The 21339-nt window shown below is 60.9% G+C and carries 19 protein-coding genes; 12 read left to right on the top strand and 7 right to left on the bottom strand.

What is annotated here, in order from left to right; all coding sequences use genetic code 11:
- Positions 1-10 precede the first annotated feature (10 nt).
- Genes C4J89_RS19340 through C4J89_RS19350 form a run of 3 tightly spaced genes read left to right on the top strand, consistent with a single transcriptional unit; the run spans position 11 to position 2689 of the window.
- Complete coding sequence (locus C4J89_RS19340) at positions 11-925, top strand: PLP-dependent cysteine synthase family protein (RefSeq protein WP_124363940.1); 915 nt, start codon at positions 11-13, stop codon at positions 923-925.
- A 37-nt stretch (positions 926-962) separates the two neighbouring features.
- Complete coding sequence (locus C4J89_RS19345) at positions 963-1955, top strand: serine O-acetyltransferase (RefSeq protein WP_124415328.1); 993 nt, start codon at positions 963-965, stop codon at positions 1953-1955.
- A 2-nt stretch (positions 1956-1957) separates the two neighbouring features.
- A complete protein-coding gene (locus C4J89_RS19350; protein WP_124415329.1) occupies positions 1958-2689 on the top strand; it encodes an alanyl-tRNA editing protein in 732 nt (243 codons plus the stop codon).
- Positions 2690-2851: 162 nt separating this feature from the next.
- Here C4J89_RS19350 and prpD read toward each other — a convergent pair whose 3' ends face one another.
- The 6 genes from prpD to C4J89_RS19380 all read right to left on the bottom strand — a co-directional run bounded on the left by prpD (position 2852) and on the right by C4J89_RS19380 (position 11295).
- Positions 2852-4336, bottom strand: a complete 1485-nt coding sequence (prpD, locus tag C4J89_RS19355; RefSeq protein ID WP_124415330.1) for a 2-methylcitrate dehydratase — start codon at positions 4334-4336, stop codon at positions 2852-2854.
- A 199-nt stretch (positions 4337-4535) separates the two neighbouring features.
- Positions 4536-5726: a 2-methylaconitate cis-trans isomerase PrpF gene (prpF, locus tag C4J89_RS19360; protein ID WP_124415331.1), complete on the bottom strand. Its 1191-nt coding sequence runs from the start codon at positions 5724-5726 to the stop codon at positions 4536-4538.
- A 10-nt stretch (positions 5727-5736) separates the two neighbouring features.
- On the bottom strand, positions 5737-8331 hold the full coding sequence (gene acnD, locus C4J89_RS19365; RefSeq protein ID WP_124415332.1) for a Fe/S-dependent 2-methylisocitrate dehydratase AcnD: 2595 nt from the start codon (positions 8329-8331) through the stop codon (positions 5737-5739).
- 188 nt (positions 8332-8519) lie between these two features.
- On the bottom strand, positions 8520-9647 hold the full coding sequence (gene prpC, locus C4J89_RS19370) for a 2-methylcitrate synthase (RefSeq protein WP_124363945.1): 1128 nt from the start codon (positions 9645-9647) through the stop codon (positions 8520-8522).
- Positions 9648-9689: 42 nt separating this feature from the next.
- On the bottom strand, positions 9690-10583 hold the full coding sequence (gene prpB / locus C4J89_RS19375) for a methylisocitrate lyase (protein ID WP_124415333.1): 894 nt from the start codon (positions 10581-10583) through the stop codon (positions 9690-9692).
- A 13-nt stretch (positions 10584-10596) separates the two neighbouring features.
- Complete coding sequence (locus tag C4J89_RS19380) at positions 10597-11295, bottom strand: GntR family transcriptional regulator (protein WP_124363947.1); 699 nt, start codon at positions 11293-11295, stop codon at positions 10597-10599.
- 266 nt (positions 11296-11561) lie between these two features.
- Between C4J89_RS19380 and C4J89_RS19385 the strand changes: the two genes are divergently transcribed.
- From C4J89_RS19385 to C4J89_RS19410, 6 genes are all read left to right on the top strand, one after another.
- Positions 11562-12098 carry an ATP-dependent zinc protease gene (locus C4J89_RS19385; protein ID WP_124363948.1) on the top strand — a complete coding sequence of 179 codons (537 nt, stop codon included), beginning with the start codon at positions 11562-11564 and terminating at the stop codon, positions 12096-12098.
- A 5-nt stretch (positions 12099-12103) separates the two neighbouring features.
- On the top strand, positions 12104-13636 hold the full coding sequence (locus tag C4J89_RS19390; protein WP_124363949.1) for an inactive transglutaminase family protein: 1533 nt from the start codon (positions 12104-12106) through the stop codon (positions 13634-13636).
- The gene (locus C4J89_RS19395; protein ID WP_124387750.1) at positions 13636-14622 is read left to right on the top strand and encodes an alpha-L-glutamate ligase-like protein; all 987 of its coding nucleotides are present in this window, start codon (positions 13636-13638) and stop codon (positions 14620-14622) included. The genes C4J89_RS19390 and C4J89_RS19395 overlap by 1 nt, the downstream gene beginning before the upstream one ends.
- Positions 14623-14723: 101 nt before the next feature.
- Positions 14724-16067, top strand: coding sequence for an aminodeoxychorismate synthase component I (pabB, locus tag C4J89_RS19400; protein ID WP_124415334.1), 1344 nt, complete (start codon positions 14724-14726; stop codon positions 16065-16067).
- Between the two features lie 223 nt (positions 16068-16290).
- Positions 16291-16593, top strand: coding sequence for a type II toxin-antitoxin system HigB family toxin (locus tag C4J89_RS19405; protein ID WP_124415335.1), 303 nt, complete (start codon positions 16291-16293; stop codon positions 16591-16593).
- A complete protein-coding gene (locus C4J89_RS19410; RefSeq protein WP_124415336.1) occupies positions 16593-16949 on the top strand; it encodes a type II toxin-antitoxin system HigA family antitoxin in 357 nt (118 codons plus the stop codon). Before C4J89_RS19405 ends, C4J89_RS19410 begins: the two co-directional genes overlap by 1 nt.
- A 67-nt stretch (positions 16950-17016) precedes the next feature.
- Here the strand turns inward: C4J89_RS19410 and thrH are convergent, their stop codons facing one another.
- Complete coding sequence (gene thrH / locus C4J89_RS19415) at positions 17017-17634, bottom strand: bifunctional phosphoserine phosphatase/homoserine phosphotransferase ThrH (protein WP_124363954.1); 618 nt, start codon at positions 17632-17634, stop codon at positions 17017-17019.
- A 150-nt stretch (positions 17635-17784) separates the two neighbouring features.
- Here thrH and C4J89_RS19420 point away from each other — a divergent pair, with 150 nt between their 5' ends.
- The 3 genes from C4J89_RS19420 (at position 17785) to C4J89_RS19430 (ending at position 21259) form a co-directional block, all read left to right on the top strand.
- Positions 17785-18525 carry a phosphoadenylyl-sulfate reductase gene (locus C4J89_RS19420; protein ID WP_124363955.1) on the top strand — a complete coding sequence of 247 codons (741 nt, stop codon included), beginning with the start codon at positions 17785-17787 and terminating at the stop codon, positions 18523-18525.
- Positions 18526-18987: 462 nt separating this feature from the next.
- Positions 18988-20517 carry an NCS1 family nucleobase:cation symporter-1 gene (locus C4J89_RS19425; RefSeq protein WP_124415337.1) on the top strand — a complete coding sequence of 510 codons (1530 nt, stop codon included), beginning with the start codon at positions 18988-18990 and terminating at the stop codon, positions 20515-20517.
- 13 nt (positions 20518-20530) lie between these two features.
- On the top strand, positions 20531-21259 hold the full coding sequence (locus C4J89_RS19430; RefSeq protein WP_124415338.1) for an aspartate/glutamate racemase family protein: 729 nt from the start codon (positions 20531-20533) through the stop codon (positions 21257-21259).
- Positions 21260-21339 lie beyond the last annotated feature (80 nt).

Genomic DNA, 21339 nt, shown 5'->3' on the forward strand with positions numbered 1-21339 from the left:
GGGCCGACTGATGCTGCATAACTCCATTCTCGACGTGATCGGCCATACCCCGATCGTACGTCTGGCGCAGTTTTCCGAAGACCTCGGCATCGAGGTCTACGCCAAGCTGGAATCCCTCAACCCGGGCGGCAGCCACAAAGCGCGCATCGCCCTGGGCATGATCCTCGACGCCGAACGCCGTGGCGTGCTGATGCGCGATTCCGGACAGACCATCATCGAACCCAGCGGTGGCAATACCGGCATCGGCCTGGCGATGGCGGGCAATGTGCTCGGCTATAAAGTGGTGCTGGTGATCCCGGACAACTACAGCCCCGAAAAACAGAAGCTGCTGCGCCTGTACGGCGCCCGGGTGGTGCTGTCGGACAGCCGCCTCGGTAACAATTCCCACGGCGAAAAATGCATGGAGCTGCAGTTGGAAAACCCCAACTACGTGATGCTCAACCAGCAACGCAACGGCGCCAACCCGCAAACCCACCGCGACACCACCGCGCCGGAAATCATCCGCGCCTTCGGTGAGCGGCGCGTGGACTATTTCGTCAGCGGCATCGGCACCGGTGGGCATATCACCGGTATCGGCGAAACCCTCAAGGCGGCCTGGCCGGCGATCCGCGTGATGGGCGTGGAGCCGGAGGAATGCGACCTGCTCAAGGACCAACACGCCTCGCACGCCATCCAGGGCCTGTCGATTGGGCTGATCCCGAGCATTCTCAACCTGGACGTACTGGACGGCATGCTCAAGGTGTCCCACTCGGCGTGCCTGGAAATGATCAAACGCATTATGCGCACCGACGCCATCAGCCTGGGGCTGTCATCGGCCGCCAACATGGTCGCCATCGCCCAACTCGCCCCGGAACTGCCGCCCGAAACGGTGGTGCTGACCATGGTCTACGACAATGCCGATAGCTACCTGCCCAGTTTCGAATAACCGGTTACCCAACCAACCAGAATGCGGGGGTGCCTCCATGGGAGGCTTTATCGACATGCAACAGCTGCATGATGAGTTGCTGACCCACCTCATCCAAACCCTGACGCCTGCGCAGATGAAGCAACTGGAGCCGCACCTGGCGCCGCTGATCCAGACTGCCGCCCAGGCGGTGGCCGAGGACCTGATCGCCTACGCCTATCGCGACCCGGCCTCGCGCGGGCGCGGCGAATTGATCCTGGAATCCTACGCCTCGTTCAAGGCGGTGTTGTTCTACCGGCTTGCGCACCTGGTGTGGAATTTCCCGGAGCCCGCCCCCGGCGTCTTTACCCGCATCGCCCTCAAGCTCAGCAACCAGGGCAAGATCCTCTCCGGGGCCGAGATTCACCCGGCTGCGCGCATCGGCCGGCGCTTTGTGCTGGACCATGGCTACGGCACGGTCATCGGCGAAACCTGCGAGATCGGTAACGACTGCTACATCCTGTGTGGCGTGACCCTGGGCGCGCGCGGTATCGCCAACAACCCGGACGGCAAGCGCCATCCACGCCTGGGCAACAATGTCGAGGTTGGCGCCGGGGCACGGGTGCTGGGCTATGTGCAGATCGGCGACAACGTATTTATCAGCCCCTCCTGTGTCATTACCCAGGACGTGCCGGCGGGCACCAAGGTCAAGGTGGTCAACCAGATCCAGTTGCAGAAAAACGATGAGTCGGATCACAGCAGCTACCTTGGCGCATTCGCCCTGGATGAGCGCCTGCATGTCGTCGGCGAGGTGGATGCCGGCCATAAGGTCACGGTGCTGGACGCCGACTTCCATCCGCTGCCAGGGCTGATGCTCGAACCCACGGTGAAAGAGCGTCATCACCTGCAGTTTCGCCTGCGCCGCCTCGACACCGGCGAACAACTGCCGCGCCTGCCGCTGAACCTGAAAGTCTGCGGGCCGGCGTTCGAAATCACCCTGCTCTCTCCCCCTGGCTTGAGTGCGATGGTGCGTCACCTGTTGCAAGCCAACCCACTGATCGTCGGAGGTTGAACATGTCCGTGCATACCATGGAAACCCTGGCGCTGTTCGACAGCGCGCCCTATCAAAACGCCTTCAGCGCCCGGGTGATTGCGGTCAGCGAGCACGGCGTCGCCCTGGAGCACACGCTGTTCTACCCAACCGGCGGCGGGCAACCGGGGGACACCGGCCACCTCACCCTGGCCGACGGCACCCGCGTGGCGGTCACCGGCACGGTGCGCGACCCGGTGCTGCGCTCGATCATCTGGCACCAGGTGGAACAGTGCCCCGCGCACCTGACCGCTGGCGTCCAAGTAGACGCCGGCCTGGATTGGGAGCGGCGCTACCAGCATATGAAGATGCATACCTGCCTGCACCTGCTGTGCTCGATCATCGACGCGCCGGTGACGGGATGCAGCATCAGTGCAGACAAAGGTCGCCTGGATTTCGACCTGCCGGAAATGACCCTGGATAAAGACAGCATTACCCGCGACCTTAACGCCTTGATCGAACAGGCCCACGCGGTGAAAACCTTGTCGATGCCTGCCTCTGAGTACTCGACTCTGCTGCAGATCACCCGCACCCAGGCGGTAGCACCGCCGGTGATCCAAGGCTCGGTACGCGTGATTGAAATTCCCGGCATCGACATCCAGCCGTGCGGTGGTACCCATGTGCTCAATACCGAAGAGATCGGCCGGGTGTTCTGCGAGAAAATCGAGAAGAAGAGCAAGCACAACCGTCGGGTGATTTTGCGGTTTGAGTCATAACTGAGCCTGACTCGACAGTCATAACACTGCAAAACCAATGTGGGAGGGGGCTTGCTCCCGATAGCGGTGGATCAGCCAATGAACCTGTTGACTGACACACTGCTATCGGGAGCAAGTCGAATCGTCGCACCGCCCCTCCCACATTGGGTTGTGTGGTGTTTTTCAGATCATGAACAGGTCCATGAAGCGGTTGACGGGGGTCGCTTCCAGCCGTGCCTGGTCTTTGCACAACGCAAAGATTTCGGCACTGCGCTGCGCGGTAAACCGCGTCGCCAGGTTGTTCTTGAACTTGTCTTCCAGCAGCGGGATTCCATCCTCCCGCCGACGACGATGACCAATCGGATATTCCACCGCCACCTGCTCGGTGCAGGTGCCGTCGGTGAAGAACACCTGCACCGCATTGGCGATGGAGCGCTTGTCGGCCTGCAGATATTCGCGGCTGTAACGGGGGTCTTCGACGATCACCATTTTCGCGCGCAGCTCATCGATGATCGGATGGGCGGCATGGAATTGATCCTCATAGTGCTCGGCCACCAGGTTGCCGAAGGCCAACGGCACGGCGGTCATGTATTGCAGGCAATGGTCGCGGTCCGCAGCGTTGGCCAAGGGGCCGACTTTGGAAATGATGCGAATCGCCGACTCGTGGGTGGTGATCACGATGCGCTCGATCGCATGCAGGCGGTTCTTCACCAACGGGTGCAAGGTCACCGCCGCTTCGCAGGCTGTCTGCGCATGGAATTCAGCGGGAAAGCTGATCTTGAACAGCACGTTTTCCATCACGTAGGTGCCGTAGGGCTGGGACAGGCTGAACCGGCATTGCTCTTGAGGTTTGAGGGCCAGATCCTTGTTGGTATGGCTGAACAATACGTCGTAGAACCCCCACTGTGGCGCGCTCAGCACGCCGGGGATACCCATCTCGCCGCGCAATGCGATATCCGCCAGGCGCACCCCGCGACTCGACGCATCGCCCGCCGCCCAGGATTTACGCGAACCGGCGTTCGGCGCATGGCGGTAAGTGCGCAATGCCTGCCCATCGACGAACGCATGGGATAACGCCGCGAGCAGTTGCTCACGGTCTGCGCCCATCAGCTTGGCGGTGACCGCAGTGGAGGCGACTTTCACCAGCAGCACATGGTCGAGGCCGACGCGATTGAAGGCGTTTTCCAGGGCAATCACGCCCTGGATTTCGTGGGCCATGATCATGGCTTCCAACACCGCGCGTACGGTCAGCGGTGCGTCGCCATGGGCCACACGTTTTTGCGACAGGTGATCGGCCACCGCGAGGATGCCGCCCAGGTTGTCCGAAGGATGACCCCATTCAGCCGCGAGCCAGGTGTCGTTGTAGTCGAGCCAGCGCACGATGCAGCCGATGTCCCAGGCGGCCTTGACCGGGTCCAACCGCAACGAAGTGCCCGGCACCCGTGCCCCGAACGGTACCACCGTGCCCTCGACGAGCGGCCCCAGGTGCTTGGTGCACTCAGGGAAGCGCAAGGCCAGCAGGCCGCAACCGAGGGTGTCCATCAGGCAGTTGCGGGCTGTGTCCAGTGCGGCCTCGGACTCGATCCGGTAGGTGAGGACATAGTCGGCAATATCCTGCAAGACCTGATCGTAGTCGGGGCGATTGTTCTGGTCGACGTTGGCGCTCATGGCAGTTCTCCAAAAAGGGGTTGGGGTCAGTCCTCGGCTTACGGTTATTGAAGACAGATCTTGGATGCCTGCCTTGGAATAGAGATCCCTTGTGGGAGGGGGCTTGCTCCCGATGGGGGTGGGTCAGTTGATGAATGTGTCGACTGGCACACCGCTATCGGGAGCAAGCCCCCTCCCACATAAAGCTCAGTGCCAGGTTTTAGAATGAGTCACCGGGAACGCGCACAAACCCCTCCATCAACACCCGCGCACTGCGGCTCATGATGGCTTTCTTCACCACCCATTCACCGTTCACTTGAGTCGCCTCGGCACCGACGCGCAAGGTGCCCGACGGATGCCCGAAGCGCACGGCATTACGCTCGATGCCACCTGCCGCCTGGTTGACCAGGGTGCCGGAAATCGCCGCCGCCGTGCCGATCGCCACCGCCGCCGTGCCCATCATTGCGTGGTGCAATTTGCCCATGGACAACGCCCGCACCAGCAAATCCACATCACCGGCCTTGATCGCCTTGCCACTGGACGCCACGTAATCCGCAGGCTTGGCCACAAACGCCAGCTTCGGCGTGTGCTGGCGCAGGGCTGCTTCGTCCAGGTGCTTGATCAGGCCCATGCGCAACGCGCCATAGGCACGCACGGTCTCGAACATCGCCAGGGCTTTCGGGTCGCCATTGATCGCGCCTTGCAACTCAGTGCCGGTGTAGCCTAAATCTTGAGCATTGATAAAAATCGTCGGGATGCCGGCGTTGATCAGGGTGGCCTTGAAGGTGCCGACGCCGGGCACTTCCAGCTCATCGATCAGGTTGCCGGTGGGGAACATCGAGCCACCACCGCCCTCTTCTTCCGCCGCCGGGTCGATGAATTCCAGCTGCACTTCGGCAGCCGGAAAGGTCACGCCATCCAGTTCAAAATCACCGGTTTCCTGCACAGCGCCGTCGGTGATCGGCACATGGGCGATGATGGTCTTGCCGATATTGGCTTGCCATATGCGCACCACGGCCACGCCGTTGTGGGGCACACGGCCTGGGTCGACCAGGCCGGCGCTGATCGCGAACGAACCGACCGCCGCCGAGAGGTTGCCGCAGTTGCCACTCCAATCGACAAACGGCTTGTCGATGGACACCTGGCCGAACAGGTAATCCACGTCGTGCCCGGCACGCGTGCTCTTGGCCAGGATCACGGTTTTGCTGGTGCTGGACGTGGCGCCGCCCATGCCATCGATTTGCTTGTCATAGGGGTCGGGGCTGCCGATCACCCGCAACAGCAAGGCGTCGCGGGCAGCGCCCGGTACCTGCGCCGAGGGCGGCAGGTCATTGAGGCTGAAGAAAACTCCCTTGCTGGTGCCGCCACGCATATAGGTGGCGGGGATCTTGATTTGCGCTACGTGTGCCATGGTTAACCCCTCAGGCCGTCGCCGCCGATTCCAAAAAGTCCTGGGCAAAACGTTGCAACACGCCGCCCGCCTCGTAGATCGACACTTCTTCAGCGGTGTCCAGGCGGCAGGTCACCGGCACTTCGACACGCTCGCCATTCCTGCGATTGATCACCAGGGTCAATTGCGCGCGCGGGGTGCGTTCGCCGACCACGTCATAGGTTTCGCTGCCGTCGATCTTGAGGGTGTGGCGGTCGGTGCCCGGCAAGAATTCCAGGGGCAACACGCCCATGCCGACCAGGTTGGTGCGGTGGATGCGCTCGAACCCTTCGGCAGCGATCGCCTCCACACCGGCCAGGCGCACACCCTTGGCCGCCCAATCGCGGGACGAACCCTGGCCGTAGTCGGCGCCCGCGATAATGATCAGCGGCTGCTTGCGTTCCATGTAGGTTTCGATGGCTTCCCACATGCGCGTGACCGTGCCTTCCGGTTCGATACGCGCCAGGGAGCCCTGCTTGACCTTGCCGTTTTCCTGCACCATTTCGTTGAACAGTTTCGGGTTGGCGAAAGTGGCGCGCTGCGCGGTCAGGTGGTCGCCCCTGTGGGTCGCGTAGGAGTTGAAGTCAACTTCCGGCAAGCCCATTTTCGCCAGGTACTCGCCGGCGGCGCTGTCCGGCATGATCGCATTGGAGGGCGACAGGTGGTCGGTGGTGATGTTGTCCGGCAGCACCGCGAGCGGGCGCATGCCCTTGAGCGGACGTGCGCCGGCCAGTGCCCCTTCCCAATACGGCGGGCGGCGAATATAGGTGCTTTGCGGGCGCCAGTCGTACAGCGGGGTGACTTTGGGGCCGGTGTCTTCGTGAATCGCGAACATCGGGATGTACACCGCGCGAAACTGTTCCGGCTTGACCGAGGCCTTGACCACTGCGTCGATCTCTTCGTCGCTCGGCCAGATATCCTGCAGGCGGATTTCCTTGCCGTCGGCGTCGAGCCCGAGCACGTCTTTCTCGATATCGAAACGAATGGTGCCAGCAATCGCATAGGCCACCACCAGCGGCGGCGAAGCGAGGAAGGCCTGCTTGGCGTACGGGTGAATACGCCCATCGAAGTTGCGGTTGCCCGAGAGCACGGCGGTGGCGTAGAGGTCGCGGTCGATGATTTCCTGCTGGATCACCGGGTCGAGCGCGCCGGACATGCCATTGCAGGTCGTGCAGGCAAAGGCCACTATCCCGAAACCGAGTTTTTCCAGCTCATGCCCCAGGCCGGCTTCCTCCAGGTACATGGCCACGGTTTTCGAGCCCGGCGCCAGGGACGACTTGACCCACGGCTTGCGCGTCAGCCCGAGCCGGTTGGCGTTGCGCGCCAGCAGGCCGGCGGCGATCACGTTGCGCGGGTTGCTGGTGTTGGTGCAACTGGTGATGGCGGCAATGATCACTGCGCCGTCGGGCATTTGCCCCGGTACGTCGTCCCACTGGCCGCTGATGCCTTTGGCCGCCAGGTCGCGGGTGGCGACACGGGCGTGAGGGTTGCTCGGGCCCGCCATGTTGCGCACCACGCTGGACAGGTCGAACGTTAGGCCGCGCTCGTATTGCGCGCCTTTCAGCTCGTCGGCCCACAGCCCGGTGTGGCGTGCGTACTGTTCCACCAGAGCGACCTGTTCCTCTTCGCGACCGGTGAGCTTCAGGTAGGCGATCGTCTGCTGGTCGATGTAGAACATCGCTGCGGTGGCGCCGTATTCCGGGGCCATGTTGGAGATGGTCGCGCGGTCGCCCAAGGTCAGGGCCGAAGCGCCTTCACCGAAGAACTCCAGCCATGCGCCGACGACTTTCTGTTGGCGCAGGAACTCGGTCAGCGCCAGCACCATATCGGTGGCGGTGATGCCCGGCTGCAGCTTGCCGGTCAGCTGCACCCCGACAATTTCCGGCAGGCGCATCCATGAGGCACGCCCGAGCATCACGCTTTCGGCTTCAAGGCCGCCAACACCGATGGCGATCACGCCCAGGGCATCCACATGCGGGGTGTGGCTGTCGGTGCCGACGCAGGTGTCCGGGAAGGCCACACCGTCGCGCACCTGAATCACCGGTGACATTTTCTCCAGGTTGATCTGGTGCATGATGCCGTTGCCGGGCGGGATCACGTCGACGTTCTTGAAGGCCTTCTTGGTCCACTCGATAAAGTGGAAGCGATCTTCGTTGCGGCGGTCTTCGATGGCGCGGTTCTTTTCGAACGCCTGCGGGTCGGCGCCACCGGCTTCGACGGCCAGGGAGTGGTCGACGATCAACTGGGTCGGCACCACCGGGTTGACCTGCGCCGGATCGCCGCCTTGCAGGGCGATGGCGTCGCGCAGGCCGGCGAGGTCTACCAGGGCGGTCTGGCCGAGGATGTCATGGCACACCACGCGGGCCGGAAACCATGGGAAATCGAGGTCACGCTTGCGCTCGATCAACTGGCTCAGGGAGGCATTGAGGCTGGCCGGGTCGCAACGACGCACCAGGTTTTCCGCGAGTACGCGGGAGGTATACGGCAAGGTGGCGTAGGCGCCGGGAGTGATTGCCTCGACAGCCGCGCGGGCGTCGAAGTAATCCAGGCGACTGCCGGGGAGCGGTTTGCGAAATTCAGTGTTCATCGTCAGGACTCGGTCACGGTATTACAAAAGGAGCCGACTGATCCAGGTGTGAAATGCAATCAGAATGTGGGAGGGGGCTTGCCCCCGATAGCGGTGGTTCAGTGCCGGCTGTATCAACTGACAGATTGCTATCGGGGGCAAGCCCCCTCCCACATTTGATTCGGTTACCACTTCAGGATCGTCGATCTTCAGCGACGTTCGATTGGCACGAACTTGCGCTGCTCAACGCCGGTGTACTCGGCGCTTGGACGGATGATGCGGTTATTGGCGCGTTGCTCGAACACGTGCGCCGCCCAGCCGGTGAGCCGCGAACAAACGAAGATCGGCGTGAACAGCTTGGTCGGGATGCCCATGAAGTGGTACGCCGAGGCATGGTAGAAGTCGGCGTTGGGGAACAGCTTCTTCTGCTCCCACATGGTCTTGTCGATGGCTTCGGAAACCGCAAACAGCACCGTGTCGCCCACTTCGTCAGCGAGTTTTTTCGACCAGCCCTTGATCACTTCATTACGCGGGTCGTTGTCTTTGTAGATGGCGTGGCCAAAGCCCATGATCTTGTCCTTGCGCGCCAGCATGCCGAGGGTGCCTTCGACGGCCTCTTCGGCCGAACCGAAACGCTCGATCATCTCCATCGCCGCTTCGTTGGCGCCGCCGTGCAGCGGGCCGCGCAGGGAACCAATGGCGGCGGTGACGCAGGAATACAGGTCGGACAAGGTCGACGCGCACACCCGGGCGGTGAAGGTCGAGGCGTTGAATTCGTGCTCGGCATAGAGGATCAGCGAAACGTTCATCACTTTGACGTGCAGGTCGCTCGGCTTCTTGCCATGCAGCAGGTGCAGGAAGTGCCCGCCGATGCTGGGCTCGTCGGTGACGCAGTCGATGCGCTTGCCGTCGTGGCTGAAGCGGTACCAGTAGCACATGATCGCCGGGAACGCGGCGAGCAGGCGATCGGTGACGTCACGCTGCACGCTGAAGTCTTTTTCCGGCTCGATATTGCCCAGGAACGAGCAACCGGTGCGCATCACGTCCATCGGGTGGGCGTCGGCGGGGATGCGTTCCAGCACTTCTTTCAACGCTTGCGGCAAGTCGCGCAGCTGGCTCAGCCTGGCGCTGTAGGCCGCCAGTTCGGCGCTGGTCGGCAGTTCGCCGTACAGCAACAGGTAGGCGACTTCTTCAAATTGCGCATCGGCGGCCAGTTCACGCACGTCATAGCCGCGATAGGTCAAGCCGGCGCCGGCCTGGCCGACGGTCGACAGTGCGGTCTGCCCGGCCACCTGGCCACGCAGGCCGGCACCACTCAATACTTTTGCTTCAGCCATGGTTGTTCTCCAATTTTGTCGTTATTCAAGGAGGCGCGCTTGCTACTTCTTCGCGGCAAACAGCGCGTCGAGCTTCTGCTCGAAGGTGTGGTAGTCGATACGATCGTAAAGCTCCATGCGGGTTTGCATGGTGTCGATCACGTTCTGTTGCGTACCGTCGCGGCGGATCGCGGTGTAGACGTTCTCGGCGGCCTTGTTCATGGCGCGGAAGGCCGAGAGCGGGTACAGCACGATGGAAACATCGGCAGATTTCAACTGTTCGGTGGTAAACAGCGGGGTCGCGCCGAATTCGGTGATGTTGGCCAGGATCGGCGCTTTCACCCGCGATGCGAACAGCTTGTACATATCAAGTTCAGTGATGGCTTCCGGGAACACCATGTCGGCACCGGCCTCGATGCACGCGGCGGCGCGCTCCAAGGCGGATTCCAAACCTTCCACGGCCAGGGCGTCGGTGCGGGCCATGATCACGAAGCTGTCATCGGTGCGCGCGTCCACGGCGGCCTTGATGCGGTCGACCATTTCCTGCAGAGACACGATCTCTTTGTTGGGCCGATGGCCACAGCGCTTGGCGCCGACCTGGTCTTCGATGTGGATGGCCGCCGCGCCGAACTTGATCATCGACTTGACGGTGCGCGCCACGTTGAACGCCGAGGAACCGAAACCGGTGTCCACGTCCACCAGCAGCGGCAGGTCGCATACGTCAGTAATGCGGCGTACGTCGGTCAGCACGTCATCCAGGCCGGTGATGCCCAGGTCCGGTACGCCCAGGGAGCCGGCAGCCACGCCGCCGCCTGACAGATAGATCGCCTTGAAGCCGGCGCGCTTGGCCAGCAAGGCGTGGTTGGCATTGATTGCGCCAACCACCTGCAGCGGCTGTTCACTGGCGACCGCGTCACGGAAACGCTGGCCTGGGGTGCTCTTGTTCGTGGAACTCATGACTCACCTCTATTTATTGGGGAGCGCCGTCCGGAAAGTGACGGGCGATGTTGCGTTTGGAAGCGCCGATATGCCGGCGCATCAACAGTTCGGCCAGTTCACCGTCGCGATCGGCAATCGCGTCAAGAATGCGGTGATGCTCGGCAAAGGCCTGGCGTGGACGATTGGGGGTGGCGGAAAACTGGATGCGGTACATGCGCACCAATTGGTACAGCTCGCCGCAGAGCATCTGGGTCAGGGTGCGGTTGCCGGCGCCCTGGATGATCCGGTAATGAAAATCGAAGTCGCCTTCCTGCTGGTAATAGCCGACACCGGCCTGAAACGCGGCATCCCGTTCATGGGTGTGCAATACCTGGCGCAGCTCTTCGATTTCCGCGTCGGTCATGCGCTCGGCCGCCAGCCGGCACGCCATGCCTTCCAATGACTCGCGGATTTCATAGAGCTCGACCAGCTCGGCGTGGCTCAACGACACCACGCGGGCGCCGACGTGGGGCACCCGCACCAGCAGGCGCTGGCCTTCCAGGCGGTGAATCGCCTCGCGCAGCGGGCCACGGCTGATGCCATAGGTGCGCGCCAGCTCCGGTTCGGAAATCTTGGAGCCTGGGGCGATCTCGCCCTTGACGATGGCGGCCTGGATTCGCCGGAAAACGTTTTCCGACATAGTTTGGGATTCGTCCGACAGCGCCGGCGGAGATTCCGTTTGATCCAGCATATTGTCGACACCTTTAAAAGCAATGCTGCAAAAACTAGTCAATTACCCCTGACTAGTCAAAGAATAAATCAACATTGTCGACAATCGTCTAATAACCTCCGGCGTGGATCCAAGAGCATGGCCGCCTGCCAGCGCTGGCGCCAAAAAAGCATCATGTTAGAATGCCCGCCGCATTTGCCTGACATCGCTAGATGAAATGGCGCACGAGGGAGCTTGCGCAGTAATGCCAGTCGCCTTGAATTTCGCACTGCATCGCCTCAGGAATTATGAGACTCAAGCCCTTCCCCCTACTGTTATGCCTACTGTCCCTACCGAGCCTTGGCGTTGCCGCCGAGAAAACCGTGTATGGCCTGAATGAATACGCCAAGCTGGCGGGCCTCGACCTGGAAGTTGCGGCCAAGCTCGACACAGGCGCCAAGACCGCCTCGCTGAGTGCACGCGATATCAAACGCTTCAAGCGCAACGGGGAATCCTGGGTACGCTTCTACCTGGCCATCGACGCCGCCCATTCCCACCCCATCGAACGTCCACTGGCCCGCGTCAGCAAGATCAAGCGCCGTGCCGATGATTACGACCCCGATGAGGATAAGCAGTACACCGCTCGTCCGGTGATTGCCCTGGATATCTGCATGGGCAGCGCTTTACGCAGCATCGAAGTGAACTTGACTGACCGCAGCACCTTCCAATACCCGCTGCTGATCGGCTCCGAAGCGCTCAAGCGCTTTGATGCGCTGATCGACCCCAGCCTTAAATATGCAGCAGGCAAACCTGCCTGCGCCGCCGACGCTCATACCGCCGAGTAAACCGAATGCGCTCTCTGACCCTGCACCTGAAAATCCTGATCACCATTTTGGTGGTGCTGGGTATTTCGGTCACCGCCTACCAGATCTTCGTGCTGGGCATCCCTGTCACCGAGGACGCCACCGATGACTTGTGGAACATCGACGCGAAGGTCGAGTTCGTCGCCAACCCCAAGGACCCGGTGAAGGTTTCGATGTTCGTGCCGCCGTTGAGCCGCGACTTCGTCAGCCTCAATGAGAGCTTTATTTCGAACAACTACGGGGTGAGCGTCAATCGCGCCGACGGTAACCGCAAGGTCACCTGGTCGGCGCGCCGCGCCAAGGGCAACCAGACCCTGTATTACCGCCTGGTGCTGACCAAGCGCTACAGCGGTGAGAAGGTCAAGATCAAAGGCCCGACGTTCCGCGACAGCATTGCCGTGGAAGGCCCGGAAAAAATCGCCGCCGAAGCCTTGCTCGCGCCGATTCGCCAGCACTCGGCAGACGTCGAGACCTTTATTACCGAAGCCATCAAGCGCACCAACAATCTCAACGACGACAATGTGAAACTGCTGCTGGCGGGCGACCCGTCGACGTCGCACAAGGCCAAGATCGTTGAATTGCTGCTGTCCATCGCCCATGTGCCGGTGGAAAAAGTCCACACCATCCGCCTCGTCGCCGACCAGCCGCAATCTCCGGAGCTGTGGTTGCGCAGCTTCAACGGGAACGACTGGCTGTATTTCAACCCGGAAACCGGCGAACAAGGCCTGCCCGCCGACCGCCTGCTGTGGTGGACCGGCGATGAAAACCTGATCACGGTCGATGGCGGCAAGAAAGCCATGGTGACCTTCAGCCTGAACAACAGCGAAATGAACGCGATTCGCCTGGCCAAGCTGACCGACGAAAACACCGACGCCAACTTCCTCGAATACTCGCTGTACGGCCTGCCGCTGCAAACCCAGCAGACGTTCATGATCATGGTGATGATCCCGATTGGCGTGCTGGTGATCCTGATCCTGCGCAACCTGATCGGCCTGCAGACCCTCGGCACCTTTACCCCGGTGCTGATTGCCCTGGCCTTCCGCGAGACGCAACTGGGTTTCGGGATTGTGCTGTTTACAATCATCACCGCGCTGGGGCTGTCGCTCAGGTCCTACCTTGAGCACTTGAAACTGCAGATGCTGCCGAGGCTGTCGGTGGTGCTGACCTTCGTGGTGGTGCTGATTGCCGCCATCAGCCTGTTCAGCCACAAGCTGGGCCTGGAGCGGGGCCTGTCGGTAGCGCTGTTCCCGATGGTGATCCTGACCATGACCATCGAACGCCTGTCGATCACCTGGGAAGAGCGCGGCGCCAACCATGCGCTGAAAGTGGCGATCGGCACGCTGTTCGCGGCATCCCTGGCGCACATCATCATGAGCGTGCCGGAGCTGATCTACTTCGTGTTCACCTTCCCGGCGATCCTGCTGATCCTGGTGGGCTTCATGCTGGCCATGGGCCGTTATCGCGGCTACCGCCTGACCGAACTGGTACGTTTCAAGGCATTCCTGAAGGCTGACTCCTAATGTTCGGCTTCTGGAAGACCTGGAAGGCCCTGGAAGCGCGGGGGATCATGGGCATCAACCGGCGTAACGCCGACTACGTGCTCAAGTACAACAAGCGCAGCCTGTACCCGATCGTGGATGACAAGATCATCACCAAGGAACGGGCCATGGCGGCCGGTATCCATGTGCCGCAAATGTATGGGGTGATTTCCACCGAGAAGGAAATCGACAAGCTCGACGAAATCATCGGTGGGCGCAGCGACTTCGTGATCAAGCCCGCCCAGGGCGCCGGCGGCGACGGCATCCTGGTGGTGGCGGACCGCTTTGAGGGGCGCTATCGCACGGTGTCCGGCAAGATCATCAGCCATGAAGAAATCGAGCACCAGATTTCCAGCATTCTCACCGGCCTGTACTCCCTCGGCGGCCACCGCGATCGCGCCTTGATCGAATACCGCGTGGTACCCGACCAGATCTTCAAGAGCATCAGCTACGAAGGCGTGCCAGATATCCGCATCATCGTGCTGATGGGCTACCCAGTGATGGCGATGCTGCGCTTGCCGACGCGCCAGTCCGGTGGCAAGGCCAACCTGCACCAAGGCGCGATAGGTGTGGGCGTCGACCTCGCCACCGGCCTGACCTTGCGTGGCACCTGGCTGAACAACATCATCACCAAACACCCCGATACCACCAACGCGGTGGACGGCGTACAACTGCCCAACTGGGACGGTTTCATGAAGCTCGCGGCCGGCTGCTATGAACTGTGCGGCCTGGGCTATATCGGTGTGGACATGGTGCTGGACCAGGAAAAAGGCCCGCTGATCCTGGAGCTGAATGCGCGGCCGGGGCTGAATATCCAGATTGCCAACGACTGCGGCCTGACTCTGCGCACCCATGCGGTGGAGGCGCGACTGGAAGAACTGAAAGCCGCTGGCGTGAGCGAAACGCCGGAAGAACGGGTGAAGTTCGTGCAAGAGATGTTTGGCCATATACCGCCCGTGGAAGGCTGATCCGGCCTTCGAACTGTCTATCCCCGACATCCCCTCTAGGAGCAAATCCTGCGGGGGACTACAATCCCCTCCCCTCGCGCCACTGGCTGATTCACCCCCGCATGTCGACCTGTTCCGTTTACCTGTTGCCCTATCGGGCCAACCCCGCCGAGTATTTTGCGGCGATTCGCCATGCGCCCGGTGCGGTGCTGCTCGACAGCGGCCGACCGACGGCGGAGCGTGGCCGTTATGACCTGCTCAGCGCCTGGCCTGAAGCGACCTTGGCGGTTGAGCCTGACGAAAGCGGCGGCGATTTCCTGCAACGTTTGCGCAAAAGCCTGACGCACTTGGGCGAAGCGGCATTGCCCGCTGGCTTGGAGCTGCCGTTTGCCGGAGGCTTGATCGGCTATCTGAGTTACGATTTCGGCCGACACCTGGAACAGATGCCGCACCTGGCGGTAGACGACTTGCACCTGCCGGACGCGCGCTTGGGACTGTATGCCTGGGCGCTGATCAGCGATCACGCTGCGCAGTCCAGCCAACTGGTGTTCCACCCCAGCCTTGCAGACAGCGAACGGCAACGCCTGATCAGCCTGTTCAGCGCCGCCGTCGTCGACACGTCTGCGGCGTTCAAGTTGCAAGGTCCCATGGCACCGGACCTGACGGCCGAGGCCTATCGGCAGGCCATCGTGCGTATTCAGGACTATATCCAGGCCGGCGATTGCTACCAGGTCAACTTCGCCCAGCGCTTTCGCGCGCCCTGCATCGGTGATCCATGGTCCGCCTATTGCGCGCTGCGCGAGGCCTGCCCGACGCCGTTTTCCGGGTTCCAGAGCCTGCCGGAAGGTGGCGCGGTGCTGAGCCTGTCGCCGGAACGCTTCGTCAAGGTCAGCCAGCGCCAGGTCGAAACCCGCCCGATCAAAGGCACCCGCCCTCGTGGCCCGACGCCGCATGAAGACGCTGCGCACGCCGCCGAACTCTTGGCCAGTCCCAAGGATCGCGCAGAAAACCTGATGATCGTCGACCTGCTGCGCAACGACCTCGGCCGCAGTTGCCGTATCGGCTCGGTAAAAGTACCCGAGTTGTTCAGCCTGGAAAGCTACCCCAACGTGCACCACCTGGTGAGCAGCGTCACCGGCACATTGGCAGACGATAAAGATGCCCTCGACCTCATCGCCGGCAGCTTCCCCGGCGGCTCCATCACCGGTGCGCCGAAGATCCGCGCCATGCAGATCATCGACGAACTGGAACCGACCCGCCGCGGTCTGTACTGCGGTTCGCTGATGTATCTGGACGTGCGCGGCGAAATGGACAGCTCTATCGCCATCCGCAGTTTGCTGGTCAAGGACGCACAGGTGTGCTGCTGGGGCGGCGGCGGGATCGTGGCGGACTCGCAGTGGGAGGCGGAGTATCAAGAGTCGCTGACCAAGGTACAGGTGTTGTTACACACGTTGGAAGGCCTCTAACACCCAAGCCACTCCTGCCGCTGAGGGCAGCGACTTCGGCACGAAAAAACCTGAATCAGAACGGTAATGGACCAACAGTGAGCGGCGCGATAGCGTCCGACTTCCGCCGCCCAACGGCCGTCTGTGAAGGATCACATATGCCCCTCAATCGTCAGAACTTGTTTCAGGGATTGCACGCTCATCTACTCGGCACTAATATCTCCCAATATGGGAGGAATGAGCGATGCGAATAATCGCCCTCTCAACCTTACGAAGGTTCTGGGAAAGCCACCCGGCTACTGCCGATGCAAAAACGCCCTTGGTCGAGTGGTATCGCCATATGGAAAAGACCCTTTACCTAACACCACAGGCACTCAAGGCCGAGCTCAGGACTGCAAGCATCCTCAAAAGCGGCAGGGTTGTATTCAACGTGGGCGGCAACAAGTACCGGGTGATCATGTTGATCGATTATGAGCGACAGCTTGGCTTCATCCGCTTTGTCGGCACCCACGCGCAGTACGACACAATCAATGCGGAGACCGTGTAATGAACATCAAACCTATTCACTCTCAAGAAGACCTGTCCGCTGCGCTCGCGCGCGTCGAGCAGATTTGGGGAGCGGCCATCGGCAGTGCCGAAGGTGACGAGCTGGAAATTCTCGCTGTTCTGATCGAGAAGTACGAGGCGGAACACTTTCCGATGCCGCCTTCGGACCCAGTGGAAGCGATCAAATTCCGCATGGAACAAATGGGCTTGACTGCCCGCGATCTGGAGCCCTTCATTGGGCCCAGCGGGCGAGTTTCAGAAGTGTTGAACGGCAAGCGCAAGCTGAGCCTGGCGATGATCAAACGCCTGCATGAGGGATTGTGTATCCCATATGAACGGTTACTGGCGGGCATTTAGGCGCAGCTGGGAGGGCCATGTGGGAGAGGGCTTGCTCCCGATGAAGCCATCAACCGCACCAGATAATTTACAGGCTCAACTGTCGGCTGGACGCCTTGATAAACTCCCGCTTCAAATCCTCAAATGTATGCACCGCCGGAAACTGCGGAAACTCGCGAATCACATTCTCCGGCGCATGGAACAGAATCCCTCGGTCTGCCTCACCCAGCATGGTGGTGTCGTTATAGGAATCCCCCGCCGCAATCACTCGGTAGTACAGCGTCTTGAACGCCAATACCGACTGGCGCTTGGGATCTTTCTGGCGCAGTTGGTAGCTGACCACCCGGTCGTTTTCATCGGTAATCAGGCGATGACAGAGCAGGGTCGGAAAGCCCAGCTGGCGCATCAGCGGTTGGGAGAATTCGTAGAAGGTGTCGGAGAGGATCACCACCTGGAAGCGCTCGCGCAGCCAGTTGACGAACTCGATGGCGCCGTCCAGGGGCTTGAGGGTGGCAATCACTTCCTGGATATCGGCAAGCTTGAGCCCGTGCTCATCGAGGATACGCAGGCGCTGCTGCATCAACACGTCGTAGTCGGGAATGTCACGGGTGGTGGCGCGCAGGGATTGGATACCGGTTTTTTCGGCGAAGGCGATCCAGATTTCCGGAACCAGTACCCCTTCCAGGTCGAGACAGGCAATTTCCACAGGACACTCCGTTCGTATTATTCAAGTTGAGCGAGCAAAAGGACTGCCGAACTCTAGCGACTCAAGCACGCCGCCGCAACGCAGGGTAGATTTTGATACCATCGCCCCCTATAGAGCGCTCAGCGCCACTGACCTGTAGGAACCGTCCTGATGAACCAAGCCTTCGACGTCGTTGAACTCGCCACGACCTATGCCAACAAGTCCGCTCAGGACATCCTCAAGCTGGCGTTCAGCCAGTTCGGTGACGACCTGTGGATTTCCTTCAGCGGCGCCGAGGATGTGGTGCTGGTGGACATGGCCTGGAAGCTGAACAAGAACGTCAAGGTGTTCAGCCTCGACACCGGTCGCCTGCACCCGGAAACCTACCGGTTCATCGAACAGGTGCGTGAGTTCTACAAGATCGACATCGAACTGATCTCGCCGGACCAGAGCAAGCTGGAACCCTTCGTCAAGGAGAAGGGCCTGTTCAGCTTCTATAAGGACGGTCATGGCGAGTGCTGTGGCATACGCAAGATCGAACCGCTGCGCCGCAAACTGGCAGGCGTGCGTGCCTGGGCCACCGGCCAGCGCCGCGACCAGAGCCCGGGCACCCGCAGCCAGGTGGCCGCGCTGGAAATCGATACGGCGTTTTCTACCCCTGAACGTACCCTGTACAAGTTCAACCCGCTGGCGCAAATGACCAGCGAGGAGATCTGGGGTTATATCCGCATGCTGGAGCTGCCCTATAACAGCCTGCATGAACGCGGTTTTATCAGCATCGGCTGCGAGCCTTGCACCCGTCCTGTGCTGCCGAACCAGCATGAGCGCGAAGGTCGCTGGTGGTGGGAGGAAGCCACGCAGAAGGAATGCGGGCTGCATGCGGGGAATATCATCAGCAAGACGAAGGCCTGACACAGTTAACCTGTGGGAGAGGGCTTGCTCCCGATGGCATAGTGTCAGGCACTGTATGGGGTGACTGATCCGGCACTATCGAGGGCAAGCCCCCCTCCCACATTTGTTCTGTGTTGGCGATGAAAATGTACACATAGCTGTAACCATCGGTGCCATTTATGTGTGCAATCCAGTATGAATCGCACCAAAACGTAACACTTCTTTCCTCTCTATTTTTGCCCTCCTGAGTCTGACCTCTTCCTCATAAAAATAAATAGCTGTTCAAACGGTCAATTTATATCGCTTTCAATTCAGCCAGTTATTTCAATCAGCGATAAAAACAAAATTAACCGTAGGTTTGATAGTCCCAAAACTGGCACGCATGTGGCTTAAGGTGAAATACGCTTTGTATACAATAAATACAAAACCTACATACACTTTGCCATCTGCCGTTCTGCTGCGGATGCGCTGGAGCCTGCCGGAATGCGTACAAGCCTCTCCAATGACATCGCGCTGGATCTGCCCTCCTCCGTCCTGAATACCGACGCGGCAAGCCCCGGCCCGTTGGTACTCAGCTCACGCCTGCACAACAAGGACCTCGCCCCGACCAAGATCGAAGGCCGTCGCTGGGGGCGCTACAGCATCTTTGCGCTGTGGACCAATGACGTACACAACATCGCCAATTATTCATTTGCCATCGGCTTGTATGCATTGGGCCTGGGCGGCTGGCAGATCCTGTTGTCCCTGGGGATCGGTGCGGCACTGGTGTACTTTTTCATGAACTTGTCGGGGTACATGGGCCAGAAGACCGGCGTGCCGTTTCCCGTGATCAGCCGTATCAGCTTCGGTATTCATGGAGCACAGATTCCGGCGTTGATCCGCGCCGTGATTGCGATTGCCTGGTTCGGTATTCAGACCTACCTGGCTTCGGTGGTTTTCCGTGTGTTGTTGACGGCCGTTCATCCAGGGTTTGCCGACTATGATCACAACGCGATCCTCGGCCTGTCATCGCTCGGCTGGGCTTGCTTCGTGGCGATCTGGCTGGTGCAACTGGTGATCCTGGCCTACGGCATGGAAATGGTACGTCGCTATGAGGGGTTTGCCGGGCCAGTGATTCTGCTCACCGTGGCCTCGCTGGCCGGCTGGATGTACTTCCAGGCAGGCGGCAACATTGCCTGGTCGATCCGCGAACCGCTCAGCGGCGGCGAGATGTGGCGCAATATCTTTGCCGGGGGTGCGCTGTGGTTGGCGATCTACGGCACGCTGATCCTTAACTTCTGCGACTTCGCCCGCTCCTCGCCCTGCCGCAGGACGATCCTGGTGGGTAATTTCTGGGGCCTGCCGGTGAATATCCTGGTGTTCGCCGCCATCACCGTGCTGCTGTGCGGCGGACAGTTCCAGCTCAATGGCCGGGTAATTGAAAGCCCGACTGAAATCATCGCCGCCATTCCCAATACCTTCTTTCTCGTGCTCGGCTGCCTGGCCTTCCTGATCGTTACCGTGGCGGTGAATATCATGGCCAACTTCGTCGCACCAGCGTTTGTGCTGAGCAACCTGGCGCCCAAGTACCTGAACTTCCGCCGCGCGGGCCTGATCAGCGCCACCGTGGCGGTGCTGATCCTGCCGTGGAACCTCTACAACAGCCCGCTGGTGATCGTGTATTTCCTTTCCGGGCTGGGCGCGCTGCTGGGGCCGTTGTATGGGGTGATCATGGTTGACTACTGGCTGATCCGCAAAAGCCAGGTGGATGTGCCGCAGCTGTATAGCGAAGACGCGCAGGGCGTTTATTACTACAGCCGGGGCGTGAATCTGCGCGCGGTGGCGGCGTTCGTTCCGGCAGCGGTGATCGCCATCCTGTTGGCATTGTTGCCTGGGTTTGCCAGCGTCTCGCCGTTCTCCTGGCTGTTTGGCGCCGGTATTGCAGGGTTGCTGTACCTGCTGATCGCCAAGCGCCAGCCGTTCTACGCCGATGTCAGCGGCGAAAGCATTGCAGTCGATAACGCCAGTCATTAAACAAGGAGCTTCCATGCGCATCCTCGTGGTCAACGTCAACACCACCGAATCCATCACACAAACCATTGCTCAACAGGCACGCAACGTGGCTTCGCCGGGCACCGAGATTGTCGGGCTCACGCCCTACTTCGGCGCCGAGTCGGTGGAGGGCAACTTTGAAAGCTACCTGGCCGCCATCGCGGTAATGGATCGCGTAATGGCCTACGACCAGCCATTCGATGCGGTGATCCAGGCCGGCTACGGCGAGCATGGCCGCGAAGGCCTGCAGGAATTGCTCAACGTGCCGGTGGTGGATATCACCGAGGCCGCAGCCAGCATGGCGATGTTCCTGGGCCACGCCTACTCGGTGGTGACCACCCTGGACCGCACAGTGCCGTTGATCGAAGACCGGCTGAAACTCGCCGGCCTGTACCAGCGCTGCGCCTCAGTGCGCGCCAGCGGCATGGCGGTGCTGGAGCTGGAAGCAGACCCACTGGCCGCCATGCAAGCCATCGTGCGCCAGGCGGAACTGGCCATCCTTGAGGACAAGGCAGAAGTAATCTGCCTGGGATGCGGCGGCATGGCCGGGCTGGACGAGCAGATTCGCCAGCGCACCGGGGTGCCGGTGGTGGATGGGGTGACGGCGGCGGTGACTATCGCTGAGTCGCTGGTGCGGTTGGGGTTGTCGACGTCGAAGATCAGGACCTATGCCACGCCGAGGCCGAAGAAAGTCATAGGTTGGCCCGGCAAGTTCGGCCACTGAAGATCAACTGTGGGAGGGGGCTTGCTCCCGATGCGGCGGATCAGCCAATGAATATGTTGGCTGACACACCGCAATCGGGG

The organism is Pseudomonas sp. R4-35-07, assembly GCF_003852235.1.
In the GTDB taxonomy this organism is placed as follows: Bacteria; Pseudomonadota; Gammaproteobacteria; order Pseudomonadales; family Pseudomonadaceae; genus Aquipseudomonas.

What these genes read in the sequence shown, in the direction of transcription:
- C4J89_RS19340 (WP_124363940.1), top strand. Translation starts at nt 11, where the DNA reads ATGCTGCATAACTCCATTCTCGACGTGATCGGCCATACCCCGATCGTA.
- C4J89_RS19345 (WP_124415328.1), top strand. Translation starts at nt 963, where the DNA reads ATGGGAGGCTTTATCGACATGCAACAGCTGCATGATGAGTTGCTGACC.
- C4J89_RS19350 (WP_124415329.1), top strand. Translation starts at nt 1,958, where the DNA reads ATGTCCGTGCATACCATGGAAACCCTGGCGCTGTTCGACAGCGCGCCC.
- prpD (WP_124415330.1), bottom strand. Translation starts at nt 4,336, where the DNA reads ATGAGCGCCAACGTCGACCAGAACAATCGCCCCGACTACGATCAGGTC.
- prpF (WP_124415331.1), bottom strand. Translation starts at nt 5,726, where the DNA reads ATGGCACACGTAGCGCAAATCAAGATCCCCGCCACCTATATGCGTGGC.
- acnD (WP_124415332.1), bottom strand. Translation starts at nt 8,331, where the DNA reads ATGAACACTGAATTTCGCAAACCGCTCCCCGGCAGTCGCCTGGATTAC.
- prpC (WP_124363945.1), bottom strand. Translation starts at nt 9,647, where the DNA reads ATGGCTGAAGCAAAAGTATTGAGTGGTGCCGGCCTGCGTGGCCAGGTG.
- prpB (WP_124415333.1), bottom strand. Translation starts at nt 10,583, where the DNA reads ATGAGTTCCACGAACAAGAGCACCCCAGGCCAGCGTTTCCGTGACGCG.
- C4J89_RS19380 (WP_124363947.1), bottom strand. Translation starts at nt 11,295, where the DNA reads ATGCTGGATCAAACGGAATCTCCGCCGGCGCTGTCGGACGAATCCCAA.
- C4J89_RS19385 (WP_124363948.1), top strand. Translation starts at nt 11,562, where the DNA reads ATGAGACTCAAGCCCTTCCCCCTACTGTTATGCCTACTGTCCCTACCG.
- C4J89_RS19390 (WP_124363949.1), top strand. Translation starts at nt 12,104, where the DNA reads ATGCGCTCTCTGACCCTGCACCTGAAAATCCTGATCACCATTTTGGTG.
- C4J89_RS19395 (WP_124387750.1), top strand. Translation starts at nt 13,636, where the DNA reads ATGTTCGGCTTCTGGAAGACCTGGAAGGCCCTGGAAGCGCGGGGGATC.
- pabB (WP_124415334.1), top strand. Translation starts at nt 14,724, where the DNA reads ATGTCGACCTGTTCCGTTTACCTGTTGCCCTATCGGGCCAACCCCGCC.
- C4J89_RS19405 (WP_124415335.1), top strand. Translation starts at nt 16,291, where the DNA reads ATGCGAATAATCGCCCTCTCAACCTTACGAAGGTTCTGGGAAAGCCAC.
- C4J89_RS19410 (WP_124415336.1), top strand. Translation starts at nt 16,593, where the DNA reads ATGAACATCAAACCTATTCACTCTCAAGAAGACCTGTCCGCTGCGCTC.
- C4J89_RS19420 (WP_124363955.1), top strand. Translation starts at nt 17,785, where the DNA reads ATGAACCAAGCCTTCGACGTCGTTGAACTCGCCACGACCTATGCCAAC.
- C4J89_RS19425 (WP_124415337.1), top strand. Translation starts at nt 18,988, where the DNA reads ATGCGTACAAGCCTCTCCAATGACATCGCGCTGGATCTGCCCTCCTCC.
- C4J89_RS19430 (WP_124415338.1), top strand. Translation starts at nt 20,531, where the DNA reads ATGCGCATCCTCGTGGTCAACGTCAACACCACCGAATCCATCACACAA.